This window comes from Vibrio sp. 11986-1-5 (genome assembly GCF_963878025.1).
GTDB classification, from domain to species: domain Bacteria; phylum Pseudomonadota; class Gammaproteobacteria; order Enterobacterales; family Vibrionaceae; genus Vibrio; species Vibrio injensis.
Map to the genome: position 1 here is coordinate 60,503 of NZ_CAWNVW010000033.1, position 17,887 is coordinate 78,389.

Sequence of the window (17,887 nt, forward strand, 5' to 3'; positions counted from 1 at the left end):
TTGTCTTATGTTGAATGTGACGTCAAGAAAGCGTTTGCATTGAATGGTTAAGACGATCTTAAGATGCTTGGTCATTATGATTAAATGGGTTTATATGAGTGATAGATACTATCTTTTGGGTGAAACAGTAGCCTTTGACACATTGAAAAGAGAAATAACCGTAAATGAGAATGTTTACAATTTAGGGGGAAGAGAGTCTGACCTTTTAAAATTACTGTGTGAAAACCAAAATCAAGTATTGAAAAAACAAGATATACATATGAAAGTATGGGGCAGTATTTATGTCAGCGATACATCTCTGACAAAAGCCATCTCTAATTTAAGAAAGCAGCTTAGAGTGATTAATGGATTAGATTGTAGTATAAAGACCGTGCCTAAAGAGGGTTATGTTTTGATATCTGATAATTTATTAATGACAAAGTCTTCAGTGTCAGTCCAACAGGAAAAAACTGAAATTTTTGAAGATGTGCTTGAAAAAAGAAGTGACAATTTCCACGTTGAGTTTGAAAGTAAGGGAAAAAAAATTAAAAACTTCTTTGGTGACAGTATTTTTTATATATTATTTACATCTGTTTTTTCATCATCAATAATATTTCTTGTCAACTACACATTAGGGTGGCATTATTTGTGAAATTTAATGGTTTTTGTATTTTTGTATGTTTTTTTACTAATAGCTATGACACCATCTAATCATTATTTTATTATTAGATGGGGCGCTAGCAATGTTGAATTTTTTGGGATTAAAAAACAAAGAAGAATCCATAGAAATTGAATTGATTAATAATACGGATAACGAAAAAGAGCGAAGTGAAGCTATTGATTTATTTAAAAAAATAAAAAACATCAGAAATGACGAAATGATAGAAGAAGGGCCTAATCTATCAATGTTCAATCCTAATCTGAGTTTAAACGTAAAAAAAATATTGCTAGGTAGTTTATTATTTTCAGGAACTATACATTCAAAAAATTCATATCAGTCTGGCAATAATAAAAGTTTAGACTTCGATGAAAATTTTACATCAACAAAATTAAGTCACCGATCACTTCGGCATGCTATATTTCCTTCAACTACCATAAAGCCGATAGCTCAAGATGATGTAAAGATAGTTAAACTATTCGATTTCTCTTGTTTAAATAATGGAGAAGATTTAAGTTTTTCAAAAATAATACGTCAAATTGGAAAAACATTACAACAACCGATAACGACTATGGCTATAGAAAGTCAGAATGTTCTTAGTTGGAATAGAGGCGTTGGCTGCCCTCAGCAAGAAAAGATACAGGACATCACTCGTATTACTAAAGAAATTGATTCGATTGTTTCTCAAGTTGTCACTTTGCTTCCGGGGAGTAATGCTTTGGCTATCGCTCAGTATATCGTTGGCCCTCTTCTAATATTCGCTGCTAATGATCTTGAAGGTAAGCCTACGTCGCCTGAAGATGAACTGAATCTAATAGAACAAATTATTCAACAAGCCAAGGCATCTATTAGCACTAGTAGTCATATTGAACAGCAACACCTACGCACTAACCCATTGGGTGAGTCTCATTCTATATCAGTAGATCTTCCCAAGTTTAGTATTCATAATGGCATTAATCATATACCTATTAAAATAAATGGAAACCATGAGTTAGTGCAGATAAACATCAATAATGGTAAGTTATTGGCAGTTTTTCCTACAGGGGAAAACGGTATAAATGATCACCGTGAAGTATATTTTAATTATTTGGACCGAGAGTGGAGATTGACCGGAAACGGTAAACTTAATCGCTTTAGTAAAAAAGAACAACGTTTAGCACATGAACTATCTATTTATTCTACTCACTATCATAGGAAGGTTGATGAGGCGTTCCATGTGTATGGTGTTAAAAATCCTTTTTCTGAAAAACCGTTATATTTAAATGTTATAGATCTATGCGGACGATTAGTTCCATATCGACGCGATTTAGTTACAGGTAAGGAATTTATTTATGACTTCATGGTTCCTACATCTTCTGCTCATGAAGTAGAAAATCGATTTGGCGAATGGCATCTTAAATCAAAGCATACTCTTAATGTCTCATCTGCATTAAAATCATCAATTAATCAATATGGAATTGAACCATTAAAAATCAGTTCAGATGAGTTATCTTCACCAAATCACATTGGAATTCAGTTTTCTCGGAGTGGAAAATCTGTAATAAAGATTGATAATAATTATTATCTGGTCACTCAGCAGGGAAAGCAACTTCACCTAGGACATCGGAAAAACTTCCCGATTAATTTGAGAAAAATCAACAATCATGAAGTCAGAATAGAATTATCTGAAATGATATCGTCAGACAACAAAGCATTTAATTTATCAGATGTACCTATAATTAATGGACCTTGGAAAAATCGTATAGCACATCGGTTGATTAGTAAGTCTCTACCTATTGCGAAAGCTAAGATTAAAAATTCCTTAGAAATTATGAATAATCCTCAGTTTAACGATCAAGTTAAACTGGCACAAAATGCATACTTTGGCCGAGGATTTTCAGAAAACCCTCAAGGCCTAACGAAGTTACACCATACGCTATTTCAAATGGACTATGACTTAGGGCGTATCAGCAAGAAAAATTTTAATTTTATGCGTCATACTGGTGGGCATGCCACTGTAGCTGAGTTATCCAAAGAGCAGTATCGATTGTTAGATAAAAAACCTAATAGCAAGATTATAAACGTAGGGCGTGATGGATTTTATACTTATTATCAGAGAATGGGAAAAAGTAAATCAGCAGTCGCTGATTTATTGATTCATGAATTATCTCATGGAGCACCAAATACTCTCGACTTCGTCTATATTGGTACTAAACGACAAGTTAAAGCTGGTGATGTCGATGTTTTTGAGTTGATAAACCTCGGTAATAATAACCTCTATCGAAATCAGCGAGGTCATGTGCCACAAAGTGTTTACGCAGGGGCAGACCTAAGATCTATTGATAATATCAATGTTGCAGGTTCTAAAGGTTTGACAAATGCAGACTCAATTGCTCAATACATCTCTTTTTTGAGTAAAGCAAAAGATAATCCAGAGTCATTTAACAAAGATTATCAATCCTTACTTTCTGCAGCGAAAGTGTCTAATAATTTTCTAAAAAGGATAGAGGAAAGTGTGCTTGTTAGTCGTAGTCGTCGCGCGATAAAACCATTAAGTACGACTTTAACCAGTGTGATTTTAATGGTGGAAAGGAAATCTGGTCGCTATCATATTTATCGCCCGATTTAATAATGTAAATCAAATTTATATTCAGATACTTTTAAAAAAGACCCCGATATTATGGGGTCTTTTGGGGGTTGTAGTTTAATTCAACTAGGCTTAACCATTCTGATTTTATAGATAACTAAGCGACGTTAGTTATTTATACAATGGATTTCTATGATTAAAAACCAAAAAATATATTCGGCTTAGCATATGCTATTTTTTATGAGCCAGTTTTAGTTGTGCAAGCTCAGCTTTTAAACGTTCATTCTCTGCAGATATAGATTGATAAGTGAACTCACTGAAGCCTGTCGGCAGTCTTTGTTTAAGGAAGCTTTTAATGCTTTCTTGCAGTTTTTCTGGATTTTTAATTGCTTTACTGAATTCATGCTCCAATTTTCTAGCAGCAGTTTTATCGAGATCAGAGAAAAAACCATTAAATATATCAATGTTTCTGAATGACGAGGTAACTTGGCGCTGATAATCATTACTTAGTAGCTCAGTTCGAGTTGAATCATTGATTAATGCTATGCTAGCTTTTTGAGCTTTGGAAAATATCTCGCTGGTTTTTTCTCTTGTGGAAGCTACAGAACCATCGTTATACCTTTTCCTTGATGTAAGTGATGGTTGCTTTTGCATTTTATTTAGTCCCTCGCTTACGGTTAACCACCGGGAAGGGGATTCAATGTTACTTTCTTTGTTACTAAGCTGCATTTCCTCACTGATTTTTATTGGTTGATGACTATTGGCAACAATATCTGATTTCTTAAATATTGAGTGACTAAATAATGGTGAATTTTCTGTATCTTGTGTATAAGGTTTAATAATATTGAAATAAGCACGACAGTAATCTGGCATGTTGTCAATATCAGCCTGAGTCACGTTATTCGCTGGTAAAGAACCGATATGTTCATTAATTTTTGCTAAAATATCGAGTTCTATAGACTGGATTATCGCGTCACTAATGAATCCTGTTACCATATCTCTATCGCTGTTAGATAAGGATGAATATTGACTTAGAATTTTATCTGGTTGTTCTAATATAAGTTTCTTACCCGGTGACAATTCACTATCGCTTGATTTTGATTGTGTGATTTTTTCTGATTGGATGGACTTCTTTAACCCCTGAGTTCCACCAAACTTTCGGATTTGCGCGAACAGTTCATTTTTACTTGTGTTTGAGGATGAAACTTTACTCAGTGATTTCTCTGGTATTGGCATTGGTGGTGGCGGTGGTGGTGCAACCTGATCCCGATTATTATTTTCTTGATATTTAACGAGTGTCTTTAACCCCTGGGTTCCACCAAACTTTCGGATTTGCGCGAACAGCTCGTCTTTACCTGTACTTAAGGCTGAAACTTTAGTCATTGATTTCTCTGGTATTGGCATTGGTGGTGGCGGTGGTGGTGCAACCTGATCCCGATTATTATTTTCTTGATATTTGACGAGTGTCTTTAACCCTTGAATTCCATCAAACTGTCGGATTTGTGCTAATGTTTGTGTAGGCAGAGTGGCTTGAGGGAGTGCGTTTGACGGTTTGGATGTCTTACTATCGACCTCTTGTTGATTAAGTAGCCTATCGAGATCATCAGTGAGCTTATGAATAGTTATCTTGTTCTTATCTATATCTTTGTGTAGATCGGTAATAACACTTATGAGCCTCATCACTTTTTCTGGACTCACATTTGTTACTTTGTTGACCGGAAAAACTCCATCGCTTTCCTTTCTATCAAGTGGTTTCATTTTACAATTATTGGATTGAACAATAGCAGCTGGGTTCATGGTTTTATCCTAGTTGTTAGACACAGAAAATAATATCCCCTATGCAATAGTTAAATTCACGATAATATTTATGAAATATCCTTAATGCTGTTCCTTCCACTTGTCGTCAAGCTGTAATTTTAAGTCGATTGTGTATGGGTAAATTGTGGCGAACTTATTGTTCTTGCAGCCCTTCTTGTTGCGACTGTGAAAAGTTTTTGTTCGACTCGCGAAAATCTATGACGTGATTGAGTAACATTTAGAGTCCTAGATTGTTGTATAAACGTGCTTCACTACATCCGATTTATCAAAAAAGATGCATATCGATTCTGGCCTGCATGGTCCGATTGATCATTTGGTCTGGATTTTTCAGAAAAATTCCAGTTTACCCATTGGAGAAAATATAGAAAAGCTGGCATGTTGGGTAGGTGGTGAGTGATGTATGGGTTGTAACCCAAGTGAATATTGAGTTGGTTTACTCCTACATCCATTTTGTTTTTAAGCGAGCGGAGTTTATGTAAGACAATGATAGAGCTAGATATCCAAGCGATAAGACCATCAGTACTTGAAGATACGTTCAACAATATTGGTCAAGGCTTTCAAGAGATACTTGATGCATTAGATAAAGCGAATGCAAATGGGCAGACGTTAACAGTTCAAGATACCCTAGCGCTGCAGCAATCGGTTTTTCATTATACGATGTTCCAAGAAACCGTAACTAAAATTGCATCAAAATCGGCTAACGCCATTAATGAAGTGGCGAAGGCTCAATAATGAAATTTTTTTACCCATTGTTGCTACTTTTTTTATTTGGTTGTAGTGAGAAGGGCTCAACGCAAGTTGCCATTTTTGAGTCTGCGGATGTTGCAAACAAGGTCGTTGTTATGCTTTCTCATTATCAAGTCCCAGCAACATTATCTACTCAAAAGGAAAATTTTTTAGTACTTGTCGATAAATCTCAAGAAGGAAAAGCGAGAGCCTTATTAACAAAATTTAATTTCTATTTTCAACGTGAAGACCTTAATGATCTTCTAGAGTCTAAATTTGCCAGTTTAAGTAAACTAGAAACGGTTAAAGGCAATCTATTACAAAGTAAAGAAATTTTTAACAAATTAAGTGTTATTCCAAATGTGATGAGAGCAAGTGTCGTTGTTAGTGGTGATGTCAATAAACAGATATCAGTCCTGATCATGAGTTTTGAGGATCTCGAACCAGAAAACAAAAATAATATAGAACGGTTTCTAAAAGGGTTGGTTTCAGAAAAAGACAAGTTGACAATTAGCTATTTTGTTCAGAATTTATCAAATGAAACCATGTAAAAAACGTTATAAAAAGATACTCCATTATTATCTAAGTAAAAAGAAATTATCATCATCTGAGTTCTTTGTTTTGACTTCTTTAACTGAAGATGAAATAGCAGCTTGCTTCTCTTTATCTAGGCATGATGTTAGAGAAAATCTATTACTTTTAGGATTAGTAGTAGAGTATCAAGTGCTTCGTTTAAATACAGAAAGGAAAGCATTTTTATCATTACGCGATAAAATAGGACAAAAGTTATACCTATGGTCAGATGTGGTTGGTTTTTATGATATACCAATGGTTTCAGACACTATTTTGTCTGGACTTTTATTATTAAGAGAACATAACAAAAGACATGCATTGATATTAGCGATGAGATTAGGTCTCGATATACCAGAGGCATCAATTGGTATTAAATACCCTTATCGTTTGAGTAATTTTATCCAAAGAGTAATGAACTCTTCTTTAAGTTAGTAAATTTAAACTAGCCATGATGATTTAGGGTTATATATGAAAGAAGCAAAGATTGATTTCAATACCTCAGATGAGGAAAGCTTAGCTCTACTTGATAGTAAAAGCATCGAGCAGAAACTGTCTCAATTACGTCAGTCTAAAAAAGTCACGATAGACGACCTTAAAAGTATTTTTGCTTTAGGTGTTAAGTTTTATAACGATTTTCAATTCAAAGAAGCTGAAATTATTTTTTCTTCTTACACATCATTGAACCCATACGATCATCGCGGACCTGGCTCTTTGGCTGCAATTTATCTAGAAAATGGTCAATTTAACAAAGCGTTAGATGTGCTTAACGTTTTAAAAACCTACCCAACCAATGATTTGGATGAAACAGTGTTAAATATCGCGCTATGCCATTATAAATTAAAAGAATATTTACAGTCAGCAGCGATGTTACTAATCGTTAAATCAGAGAATTTGAGTGATTTTAACTCGAAAAGATATGCTTATCTTTCTCAGCAATTACGACCTTATCTTTGAATTTTATTTAAAAAATTTATGGTTATAGTCACTCTAACATTCTGTTTTTGTTATGAGTCTTACTTAAACCCATAAGTAAACAGCAGGGATTATTATGAGAATAAATGCTTTTAACGAACCATACTATAACGTTGATTATCAGAATGCTACGGATAAAAATAAGTATGGTTCTTTAGATAAAGATCTAGAGAAAATTGATCAAGCTCAAAAAGAGTTAATGGAAATAGATAAGCAGGTGGCTGCTACAGATAAACAGCCAAGTAATCCTGAAGTCATGGGAATGATTGCTACACATCAAAGTCAAGTTGTGAAGTCAATGTTAGAGGGAAACCCTGAAGAAGCGATTGCGCTGCTTCTAGCGAAAAGTATAGAAACCTATGCAAAGCGGCTGCAAGAAATTCAAGACTCAACCGGTGGTAAGGCTGCGTTTAGCGACGCATTACAAATCATGTTTGATAGTCTGATAAAAAAGGGGACACCAAGCGGACATGATTTAGAAAATATATTTCAGCTAGCCATCATGGACTTCATGTCAAATGAATATGAAGATTTAACACCAGATCTAAAAGAGGCGATGAGCCACTTTCTTGAAAGTACTGGTTCGGGATCTCATGGTGTGCATGAAGGATGGAATGGCCCTCACTTTGCCAACAACGTTGATAAATTATTTGATTTCATGCTGAAATATGCGCCGAAAGATAGCCTTTGTCATAAAGCTCTGAACAGTATAGATAAAAGTAGTTTAAAGTCACAATTAAAGAACAACTTTGATAACGAGGGCGGTTTTGTCGGTCTTAATGATTATGATAAAAATCCATCACATGGGTTATCGCCAATGCTGCGTATTGCCATCACGGCAGCGTATTTAAAAAATAACCCACTTGAATTAAAGGATGTTAATTTATTACTAACAGGCTCGATGGCTGATCTAAATGCATACATTAATAGTAATACTGAATATTCATCGGCAATGGAGTTTCTTTTTGCTAATGATGATAGTGGGCCTGGAGAAGGCTGGCGAATTGTAGATCAAGATGGAAGAAAAGTTATCGACTGGGAAGGTGTTGGATTATCGATAGAATACTTTGAAGGTATTTATAATCACTTTCCACAGCGAATATTAACCGAAGATGAGCTGAAAGAAGTTAACCGAATTGGTGACCAAGTAAAAATGTTGCAAGAAACTTTAAAATATTGGTTATCAATTATGCGTGATGAGCGTTTATCTACCGTACGAAATATTTAGAATTAGCAATAAAATTAAAATAAAAGAGTATACCATCGCTGGGGGATATACTGCTCGTTGGACGAGAAATGTGTAGTAATAAAATAGTACACATAATCCCAGCTAATCACATGAAGGGACAATACATGAGTACATTCATGAATAATATCTCACCGCAAGTTTACGTTAATGCGGTAGAAGAGGATAACCAAAAAGCCCAAGCTAAATCAGCCTCGTCCTCAGTGGTTGATGACATTAAGCCTAATCAACCTCTACCAGGTAGCGCTATTTCTCTTAATGCGTTATGGCGTTTGGTTGAAGAGCAGATGAAAGAAGTGGCTAATGCTATTTCAGGGACAGGGAAAGAAAACTCTGCAGCGAAAAAATCGCTGATTGATTTACAAAAAGATTCGCAAATCAATCAGTTGAAAGATCGTGAAAAGCAGCTTGAAGACCAGAAAAAAGCCCAGGCGAAGCAAGATTTCTGGAGCAAGTTTACCATGGCACTCGGTTTTATCGCTGCGATTGTTATTGCGCCTTTTAATCCAGTAATGGCTGCTATCATGATCGTGACTATGGTTGCGGCTATCGTGATCCCCAAAATTGCGGATAAAATTATGGAGTCACAGGGGGTTCCTCAGGCGACCCGCGATAAAGTAAAAATGGGGCTTGAAATTGGCATCGGCATTATTGGTATGTTGGTCAGTTTTAATCCTGCACAACTGGTGAGAAATGTCGCAAAAATGGCGGCAGATACTGCAATTAAAGCTGCTGCGATGGCTGAAAGAGCGATCATTGCGATGCGTAGTATGTTAGTGAATTTGAATCCTGCCAAATTGGCAGGCATGTTGGGTAAATCCGCTGCAAATAGTGCATCTAAAGTGACAAAGTTACTTGATACCGCACTTGACGCTCTCAAAGCCTTTAAAACGACGGTTGTGAATGCAACTAAAGAGGCCTTATCAAAAGCAGCCGATGCAGTATCTAAAGTTATTGAACAAGCATTGAATGCTATTAAGCAGTTAAAGTCACAACTGCTGAAAGCATTGGACAGTGCGACTGATGCGATTAAATCAACGGGTTCAGCGATTAAAGAGCAGCTAACGCATTTGAGCCAAGCTGTCGGCAAGGTTTCGTCCTCGATGGATGATTTGTTAGTCAGTTTAAAAAGTTTGAGTCCTGCAAACCTGATGAACAAAGTGTCACAAATGGTTGAAAAAATGTCTGACTTGCTGAGTTCAATGAAAGCAATGCGACCAAGCCAATTGCTGACTAAAGCCAAGCAAATGCTGGACGATGTGGTTGAATCACTCAAAAATTGGATGACTAACAGCGATAAAGCCGCGTTGCGTGCTACTCGTGTGAATCAGGCGATTGAAGTGGGTTCTAATGCCACCTCTGTTGTCAGCATGGGATACAGTATCAAATCAGCCGATATTAGGAAGGATATGGATATTTCTCAAGCTAAACAGGAAGCTTTGGAGACACAGATACAACAGATTTTAATGTTGCTTTCGCAAGCTATGCGAGCGGTGACACATGCCTTTGAATCACTATTTAAAACCCAAAGTGATTTCCGTCAATTTAATGAAAAAATGATTTCGATCAACATGTGATCCGGAGATAAATAATGACTTCAATTGTATTCAATACCCAGCTTTCAGACATTACGTTTTCCGAAAAATCTCAAGCTCAAAACAGCGTGACGTTTAATGAAAAACAGTGGAACAACTATGGAGACACACTCGATAAAGTCGAGAAAGGCTCTGTTTCAATGAGCGAGTTATTGGCTTTACTTGCACAAATCATCGAGTCATCCCAGCGTTTGCGTGCTCAAATGATGCAAAACCGTATCACAGAAGCCGTAGCAACAAATGACTTAGCGATAAAAATGTCTGGTGATAAATGTAGCGATGCCCAGCGTAAATTTGCTATTACGCTTGCTGCTGGAGTTGCAACAATGGCGATGTCTACCGCTGCCACAGTGCGTATGGGACAGAGTAAGACTTTAACTGACAAGCATGTGACTGATTTAACTAAAGGCAAAAATACCTCAGTGAGTTCACTTGATGCAAAGTCGATTAATCAGTTTACGGCTAGCTTGCAAGAAGCTCGCACCGCTAAATATCGCTCAGTTGCACAAATGAGCGAAATGGGCAGCAACATGACCGGTAATGTCAATGAAATTCAGCATGCTGATCAAGTTCGCCAACAAGAAGAATCTCAAGCGAGTAAAGATCTTAAAGAAAAATTTGATGCTCAGCTTGACCAATATATTCAAGATTTAACTCAAGAAGCTGTAAAGCTGAATGAAATCTTGGATGCAGTCGCCAAAGCCAGTTTGGCGACTAACCGATAACGGAGTGGGAGCGGGCTGCGGCTCGCTTCATTTAATCTATGCGTAGTGTATCATTTTCTATTTTCTCGAAAACAGAGAGAGTGTCAGAAGTTTCTTCTACTAAACAGACACGAGAGGAAAGTCAGCCGAAACGTGTAAGAGATGTTAAGCAAGTAGCGAAAAGAACAAAAAAGCATCCACGTCTATTTCGTATTCGTCGAAAGATGATGACTCCCCAAAATCAGCGTCAATTCGCTAGGTTATTGCAGGGTTATCAGTTAAAAGCTTTGAGAGATTGGCAGGGTTTTACCGATACGATTGTGGACCTTAAATCACTCAACGATGCGCAGCTATTTATTCTACAAGCGGCTTCGTACTCTGAACATTTATATCCTGAGTATCTTCGTAAAAAGCTTAAGCAGTATATTGATTCTTTGGGTGTTTTAGAAGAAGGGTTGGAGGCGGATAGTGGTACGTTGCAACAACTAATTGCTTATGAACATTATCTTGAAGGCCTACTTTCGCTGTTAGCATTGTGTAGAAAATACGACACTCGAGAGCGTAGTGGTCCGAAGGTAATGCGTAAAAATGGGCAAGATGATGAAAAATAACAAGACTCGTATCACTCATTGTCAGTTAGAAAATAAGCTCCTCGATCCTTATGAGATTTTGAAAAGTAAGTCTCAACGTTTGAGCTGGAACCAGTTATCAGATGCTGAGATACATCTTGATAAAAGAGCGGTAATTTCTTGGTTTGAACGATTAAGAAATTACTCAGAGGAAATGGTTAAAGCCATTATTGTTGAAGGAATTCTGGAAAGCCAGTTTCACAACATTACCTTTATTTTGCGTCTAATCCAGAGCCCAGATTTTACAGCAATGACTTCTAAGGAAAGCTATCAGTTGTTGTATGACATGGTATGTGAGATACCACAAGGGATCCGAGATTGGATTGATGAAAAAGATTATTTAATGAGTCGCGATGTACTTGCGCTCCTTTCACGGAATCGGTGAAGAGTATGAAACAACAGACAAAAGTAACGATCGAGGCCCGATATCAATTAACATCTGATATGCACGATAAAATCAATAGTATAGCAGGATGTCAATTTGACAATCGCTCGATAACACTTGATTTTATTGCGCCACGCTGGAAACGGGATTTTGAGGAAGATCTGCTTGAAATACGTGTTGTGCACATCGGTATTGAAGCTACTGGTTATATCCGTGCTTCTGAGGTGGAACGCTTGATAGGTGTTCAAGTAAAACACTTAGAAAACGATTATCTTGCTTACTTAATGACACAAGCGGTGGCAACAAAAGGTATTCATTACCAAGGATATTATTCTAACAAAGCGGTTACCAATACACTGTTTGAGAGTGTTCTGAGCTGTGGAGACTGGCAGGTTACTCTTTATGTAGATATCCAATCGTTAGATATTGACGATGACTATCTTGAGATTCAGCCCTGCCAACTCGATGGGAATCTTCGCTTGGCTGTCAGTTTCACTCCTTTTGAAACTTATCTCGATACGAACGAGATAATAGGCTTATCTGATGACGATATCGTTGTTGTTTTTCCGAAATAGATTCCTGTGAAACTTAACGATGTCGAGCAGTTCTTACTGCACTTAGAACAGAACGAAGGAATCGTGTTTGAACAGTATCCAAATTATGTACTCCTTCCGATAATCCCTTTTTTTCAACTGATTCATGTTCAGAATACATTGCAGGTTATTAATAGATTGCATTGTTTTGAACCCGCATCAAATGGCTTTTTGATTCGTGTAGATGGTTATCTGACCTTAGCTTGTGAAGAGCATAGCATAAGATATGATGATTTTCGCCGCATCACTATTCAATTACTAGAGACAATGAGGTTTTAATATGCCGTCATTCACACCTGTCAGTTCCCCTATATTCCCTGCCGGTTCTTCACTGCCTGCACTCGACGCTCAAATAACAAAAGTCAGTCCAAGTTCATCATTACTTACAAACCAACCCGTTAATGTAATGGTTAATCCGTCTCCGATTGCTCCTAATAGTGCATTACCTACCGAGTCTATACTAGCGAGTAATCAGGACAGTGATTCTTCATCTGAAAGAGCGGAAACTATTGAAACACCCGAACAAAAATTTAACAAAAAGAAAGTAAACACAAAGTCTAATAAATACGATAACAAATCTAAGGCAAAAGTCCATTTGGGCGCCTGCGCAGTGGGTAGCATTACCTTAGGAATACTTGCAGGACCGCTTGGGCTTATTTTTGCAGCGGCTTACATTAATGCGATGTGTGGGGTTATGTATGGAGGCTCTGAGTTTTATACGGGCGACAAAACTAATCAAGCAAAGAAAGAACCAGATCTTCAGCCTAAAGATACTCCGCATAAAACGACTCGAAATTTCAGCGTTCCTTCTTCAGAAGATGGGAGAATTCCCGATGAGACAGATGCTGGACGAGAAAAAGATCAAGACAGTAAAGATAATGTCTTTATTTTTGCTCCCGTGATTAATAACGACAACCGTACGACTATTCATGGTAACGTTTACTTTTTTAATCAAAATAATCAAAAAAATGATTCGTCAGCAGAGCCAAAAAGCTCATCGAATTTTTCTCAAACGGACAAGGAGACGAATACGACTCCAACGATGAGAGGAGCAAGACTGATTAGCCAACAAGAAGCAGAGCAATTAATTTCCCATTCATCAGTAGTTAATACTGCGGTTGAAAATGTGGATGATATTATTAACCAGTTTCATGGCGCTGAGCTCATACACGTTGATTTTCATGATGGAATGAACGCGATTGTTGATGCTCCTGAATCGCTCCGACACCAGATCTTATTACATCATAATGAAATCGGATCTCATACACCAACCTCAGCATCGTATAACGTGCAAGGTGCTGAAGATACCGGCGTTACAAGGAAGCGGCTTCTCCAATCTAACGTTTCCCAGCATCACCGAGGCGCTGATTTTGATGCTTTCATCGGTACACAAATCGCTCATTCCCAGGCTTCCGCTCGCTTGGTGGCGGATGAGTTACAAGAAAAACCGGTTATTGGGGCCACGGGGAGCCATCATTGGCAGCAAACCGAACAAGGAAGTTGGGTATTACAACCGAATAACCCAGCTCAAGCGCAAGCAGCATCAGCAATGGGAAGTTCGCTACAATCAACGCCAATTAACGCACCAGTGAGTGAGGGAGCGAATGACGTAACGAATGCTCAGACTGTAATTTCGACAACGAATAACATGAAGCGCAGCGATCATACTAGCGTAAAGGATAGTCCTCTAGCTAAAGCTGCTCTGCATCATCGAGGAGCCGATTTTGATGCTTTGATTGGTGAACAAATCGCTCATTCCCAGGTTTCTGCTCGTTTGGTGGCAGATGAGTTGCAAGAAAAGCCGGTTATTGGGGCCACGGGTAGCCATCGTTGGCAGCAAGCAGAACAAGGAGGTTGGGTATTACAACCGAATAACTCAGTTCAAGCGCAAACTCCATCAGCAATGGGAGGTTCATTACAATCAACGCCAATTAACGCGCCAGTGAGTGATGGCACGGATGCTCAGACTGTAATTTCGACAACGAATAACATGAAGCGCAGCGATCATACTAGCGTAAAGGATAGTCCTCTAGCTAAAGCTGCTCTGCATCACCGAGGAGCTGATTTTGATGCTTTGATTAGTGCACAAATTGCTCATTCCCAGACTTCTGCTCGTTTGGGGGCAGATGGGGTGCAAGAAAAGCCGGTTATTGGGGCCACGGGTAGCCATCGCTGGCAGCAAGCAGAACAAGGAGGTTGGGTATTACAACCGAATAACTCAGTTCAAGCGCAAACTCCATCAGCAATGGGAGGTTCACTACAATCAACGCCAACTAACGCGCCAGTGAGTGATGGCACGGATGATGTAACGGATGTTCAAGCACCAACTCTGACACCGGATTACGTCAAGCGTAGCGATCGTACCAGCACAGACTTAAAGAAAGTTATCAACGTTCATTTGACGTTTGATACTGAGAATTCTCATATAAATTTGGTTCCTACGACAAGCCAAGGTAGTCAGATAATTTCAGAAATTTTGCCACCGGTAACACCGGCAGATTTATCTAAAAAAATATCATCTTCCTGGACCAGAGTCATTTCTGAAGATGGTCAGGTTCGTTGGGTTAATCCGTTCCAATCTGCAGATCAATTAGTACTATTAACTGCAGGTCCTATTAGTGGTCTTGGGGGCAACTATACAAAAGGCACATGGAATAATCTACGCGATATAGAAGAACATCGAAAAAATCGGCTTAATAACCTTCAGAACAACCTAAGTTCTAAGGACTACAAAATGTTCAATATTCTCGATGGTAAGCTGGCTTGGCCGTTGCAGGAGGCAAACTTAAAGATTGCATAAGTAGTTGATTGCATAAGATGCCAACAGGTAAATGGCACTAAATTTTATAAAAAGACCAAATCAGGTTTATTCAGGTTTGGTCTTTTTTTTTCTTTTGCTTTGGCGATGAGTCTTAATTACTTTGTTCTTAATAGTAAAAGGAAGGTGTCCATTGTATATCGAAATAGAATCTGCAGATAAAGGTGTGCCTCAAATCACTTTTAAGCGAAATCTAAATACTAATATCATCAAAAAATCTGAACTGAATATATACCATGAAGCAAGAGCTTTATTGATGGCAATGGAAGACCATCTATCTGACTATCAAGCTGTATTAGAACAGAAAGTCATACAGATGATTGAAGATAAGGAGCAGTTTTTAAATTTTCGAATTAATAATACTTACCAATCAGTAGTCGAACAGTGGGTAGAACAACAAAAGCGTTGGTTAGATACCGCGGAAGAGCGTTTGGAGTCATTACTAGAAGAAGAAGAAAAAAAGATAAACCTTTTAAAAGATGAAATAAAAAAATCAATTATTTCAGCTATTCAATCAAGGATGACGAAATTGAGCCAAAGTGATAGCTTGATTTGCCATCTTATTGAATTCTTGCATGGTGAAGCAGAAGATGAAATGAAAACACTGAACGTTGATCATGTTCGTGATAATAATGGTGTTACACTTACTATCGAAAACCAAGATAGTATTATCAGTATCAGTACATCAGAACTTATTCATGAGCTTTATATCGGTTTGGAGCAGATATGATTCCGTTTTTTAAACGTTATCCAGTAATGTTTAACCCGAGTAGCGTTATTATTACTCTGTTATTACCGACCATTATCTTGGTAACTTTACCGGGTGTGGTAATTGATTCTTTAATCTTACTCAGTTTTATCAGTTCGATATTACTGTTAGTCATTATGTTAGAAAACGATCAACCATTGAGAGTCACATTTTTACCTACGGTGGTACTTTTATTAACAACATTCCGTCTATTGTTATCGATAGCGACAACTCGAAATATCATTGCTAATGAGGATGTTGGCCACGTCATTGAAACTGTTGGTGAGTTTGTCATGGGTGGCAACCTAATTTCAGGATTATTGATTTTTGTTATCATTACAATTGTTCAATTTTTAGTCGTCACTAAAGGCGGAGAACGTGTAGCCGAAGTGGGTGCTCGTTTCTCACTTGATGCATTACCTGGCCGACAAATGACTATCGATGGTGATCTAAAAAGCGGTTTGATCAGTGGTGAGCAAGCACAAAAACTTCGCGCAGATCTAAGTACAGAAAATAAACTTTTTGGCTCTTTAGATGGTGCAATGAAGTTTGTGAAAGGTGATTCAATTGCAGGAATTTTAATCAGTTTAGTGAATTTATTTGGTGGTATATATGTCGGTATTAACCAATTTGATCTTTCGTTATCGGAAAGTGTTAGTCGATTTTCAGTTCTGACAATTGGCGATGGATTAGTTTCACAAATACCAAGTTTATTACTATCGTTAGCGTGTGGTGTGTATTTAACTCGTATAAAAGGTGTTGAAGAAGATTCTAAACCTTTTATTGGTCAGTTAATGACACAAATCCGTTCTTTTTGGAAAAGTCTGTTAATTATTGGGGGCGTGATATTATCACTTGGTATAGTAAATTTAAATTTATTATATGTTTGTCTTCCCTTGGCTTTATTATGCACAATTCTTGCTCTAATTTTGCGCAGTAAGAATGCTGATATTTCTGGTACTGTAATTAATTTTGAACCAAAAGGAAGTGGAGTATTTGAAACTTTAAAATTCGTCTTGCGTGATAATCAGATGAAAATAGTTATTCAGCATCGGCTTGAAATGATGGAGAGGTCTATCTGGGGTCAACATGTTGGTATGCCAGCAATTATCGTAGATGAAGGACAAGAGCACGATATTGAAGTATTTGTATCGGATATTCTTATGTTCAGATTTTTACAGTCTGACACGAGTGATTTAATTGAAATAATGAATGATGAAGTTTTTCTCTTCAGTAATGATGTGCTAAAAAATATCTCCCAGATTGCAGATTACTTTATGCGCAGGCGCTTTGTTGATAAATATAATTTACAGTACACCAGTAATATTATTTTAGATTTAGCCAAGGAAAGTGAAGTTATTAAGAATGAAGTAGACGCTGCTATTGGACTAAATCGAGTGCACGATGTGTTAAAAGAGATGATTCGTTCACCTGAGTTTTATCTTGATCGCGTTAGTTTTTTTGAAGCATTGATTTATTGGTCTCGTATGGAAAATGAACCAAAAAATTGGTTGACGCGTATTCGTAATCAGGCTAAATATGAAATTACCTCTCGACTTATAAATGAAGATAATAAGATCCACGTTGCACTTTTGGACCCATTATTAACAGAGTTAATTGAGTCTTTTGTAGCAGGAGAAATAGAGGATGTAGATCAACTGATTGATTTACAATGCTCGCTAAGAAATGAAGTTTTACGTTTAACTCGCTTAAATGGTAACAAGCCCATTTTAATGGTTAATGATAATGAAATAACGAGTGTTAAGGCTTTCTTTCAAAAAGTAATGTCAACTTTACCAATATGCAGTCATAGTGATATCGCTGATTCCATTTATGTCGCTTCGTCTGAAGTTTTGCAAATTAAAGTTTAAGGATAT

The 17,887-nt window shown here is 37.3% G+C and carries 16 protein-coding genes; 15 read left to right on the forward strand and 1 reads right to left on the reverse strand.

Translation table 11 applies throughout. The features are described from left to right. Positions 1 to 94 precede the first annotated feature (94 nt). Together AACS00_RS08275 and AACS00_RS08280 are read left to right on the forward strand one after the other, a co-directional pair. Positions 95 to 631 carry a winged helix-turn-helix domain-containing protein gene (locus AACS00_RS08275; protein WP_110167276.1) on the forward strand — a complete coding sequence of 179 codons (537 nt, stop codon included), beginning with the start codon at positions 95 to 97 and terminating at the stop codon, positions 629 to 631. A 91-nt stretch (positions 632 to 722) separates the two neighbouring features. Beyond that, positions 723 to 3,245, forward strand: a complete 2,523-nt coding sequence (locus AACS00_RS08280; protein ID WP_110167082.1) for a hypothetical protein — start codon at positions 723 to 725, stop codon at positions 3,243 to 3,245. Between the two features lie 189 nt (positions 3,246 to 3,434). On the opposite strand, the gene AACS00_RS08285 is transcribed toward AACS00_RS08280, so the two are convergent. Further along, on the reverse strand, positions 3,435 to 5,000 hold the full coding sequence (locus tag AACS00_RS08285; RefSeq protein ID WP_110167083.1) for a hypothetical protein: 1,566 nt from the start codon (positions 4,998 to 5,000) through the stop codon (positions 3,435 to 3,437). Between the two features lie 504 nt (positions 5,001 to 5,504). Between AACS00_RS08285 and AACS00_RS08290 the strand changes: the two genes are divergently transcribed. The 13 genes from AACS00_RS08290 (at position 5,505) to AACS00_RS08350 (ending at position 17,881) form a co-directional block, all read left to right on the forward strand. After that, a complete protein-coding gene (locus tag AACS00_RS08290) occupies positions 5,505 to 5,753 on the forward strand; it encodes an EscI/YscI/HrpB family type III secretion system inner rod protein (protein WP_072670908.1) in 249 nt (82 codons plus the stop codon). Then, the gene (locus tag AACS00_RS08295; protein WP_072670909.1) at positions 5,753 to 6,298 is read left to right on the forward strand and encodes a type III secretion protein; all 546 of its coding nucleotides are present in this window, start codon (positions 5,753 to 5,755) and stop codon (positions 6,296 to 6,298) included. Before AACS00_RS08290 ends, AACS00_RS08295 begins: the two co-directional genes overlap by 1 nt. Next, positions 6,285 to 6,752 (forward strand): hypothetical protein, encoded by a 468-nt coding sequence (locus AACS00_RS08300; RefSeq protein ID WP_072670910.1) that lies wholly within the window; start codon positions 6,285 to 6,287, stop codon positions 6,750 to 6,752. Before AACS00_RS08295 ends, AACS00_RS08300 begins: the two co-directional genes overlap by 14 nt. 36 nt (positions 6,753 to 6,788) lie before the next feature. Beyond that, the gene (locus AACS00_RS08305; protein ID WP_072670911.1) at positions 6,789 to 7,274 is read left to right on the forward strand and encodes a tetratricopeptide repeat protein; all 486 of its coding nucleotides are present in this window, start codon (positions 6,789 to 6,791) and stop codon (positions 7,272 to 7,274) included. Positions 7,275 to 7,368: 94 nt separating this feature from the next. Continuing rightward, positions 7,369 to 8,520 (forward strand): hypothetical protein, encoded by a 1,152-nt coding sequence (locus AACS00_RS08310; protein WP_072670912.1) that lies wholly within the window; start codon positions 7,369 to 7,371, stop codon positions 8,518 to 8,520. A 137-nt stretch (positions 8,521 to 8,657) separates the two neighbouring features. Further along, positions 8,658 to 10,115, forward strand: a complete 1,458-nt coding sequence (locus AACS00_RS08315; RefSeq protein WP_072670913.1) for a hypothetical protein — start codon at positions 8,658 to 8,660, stop codon at positions 10,113 to 10,115. Positions 10,116 to 10,129: 14 nt separating this feature from the next. Beyond that, positions 10,130 to 10,858, forward strand: a complete 729-nt coding sequence (locus tag AACS00_RS08320) for a type III secretion system protein (RefSeq protein WP_072670914.1) — start codon at positions 10,130 to 10,132, stop codon at positions 10,856 to 10,858. A 38-nt stretch (positions 10,859 to 10,896) separates the two neighbouring features. Next, positions 10,897 to 11,448, forward strand: a complete 552-nt coding sequence (locus AACS00_RS08325) for a hypothetical protein (protein WP_110167084.1) — start codon at positions 10,897 to 10,899, stop codon at positions 11,446 to 11,448. After that, a complete protein-coding gene (locus tag AACS00_RS08330; protein ID WP_072671217.1) occupies positions 11,438 to 11,851 on the forward strand; it encodes a hypothetical protein in 414 nt (137 codons plus the stop codon). The genes AACS00_RS08325 and AACS00_RS08330 overlap by 11 nt, the downstream gene beginning before the upstream one ends. Positions 11,852 to 11,856: 5 nt before the next feature. Then, the gene (locus AACS00_RS08335; protein WP_072670916.1) at positions 11,857 to 12,426 is read left to right on the forward strand and encodes a hypothetical protein; all 570 of its coding nucleotides are present in this window, start codon (positions 11,857 to 11,859) and stop codon (positions 12,424 to 12,426) included. Positions 12,427 to 12,724: 298 nt separating this feature from the next. Next, the gene (locus AACS00_RS08340) at positions 12,725 to 15,244 is read left to right on the forward strand and encodes a hypothetical protein (protein ID WP_110167085.1); all 2,520 of its coding nucleotides are present in this window, start codon (positions 12,725 to 12,727) and stop codon (positions 15,242 to 15,244) included. Between the two features lie 151 nt (positions 15,245 to 15,395). Then, positions 15,396 to 15,992: a hypothetical protein gene (locus AACS00_RS08345; RefSeq protein WP_072670919.1), complete on the forward strand. Its 597-nt coding sequence runs from the start codon at positions 15,396 to 15,398 to the stop codon at positions 15,990 to 15,992. Then, entirely contained in the window at positions 15,989 to 17,881 is a 1,893-nt protein-coding gene (locus tag AACS00_RS08350) for an FHIPEP family type III secretion protein (RefSeq protein WP_072670920.1), read from the forward strand. Before AACS00_RS08345 ends, AACS00_RS08350 begins: the two co-directional genes overlap by 4 nt. Positions 17,882 to 17,887: the final 6 nt, after the last annotated feature.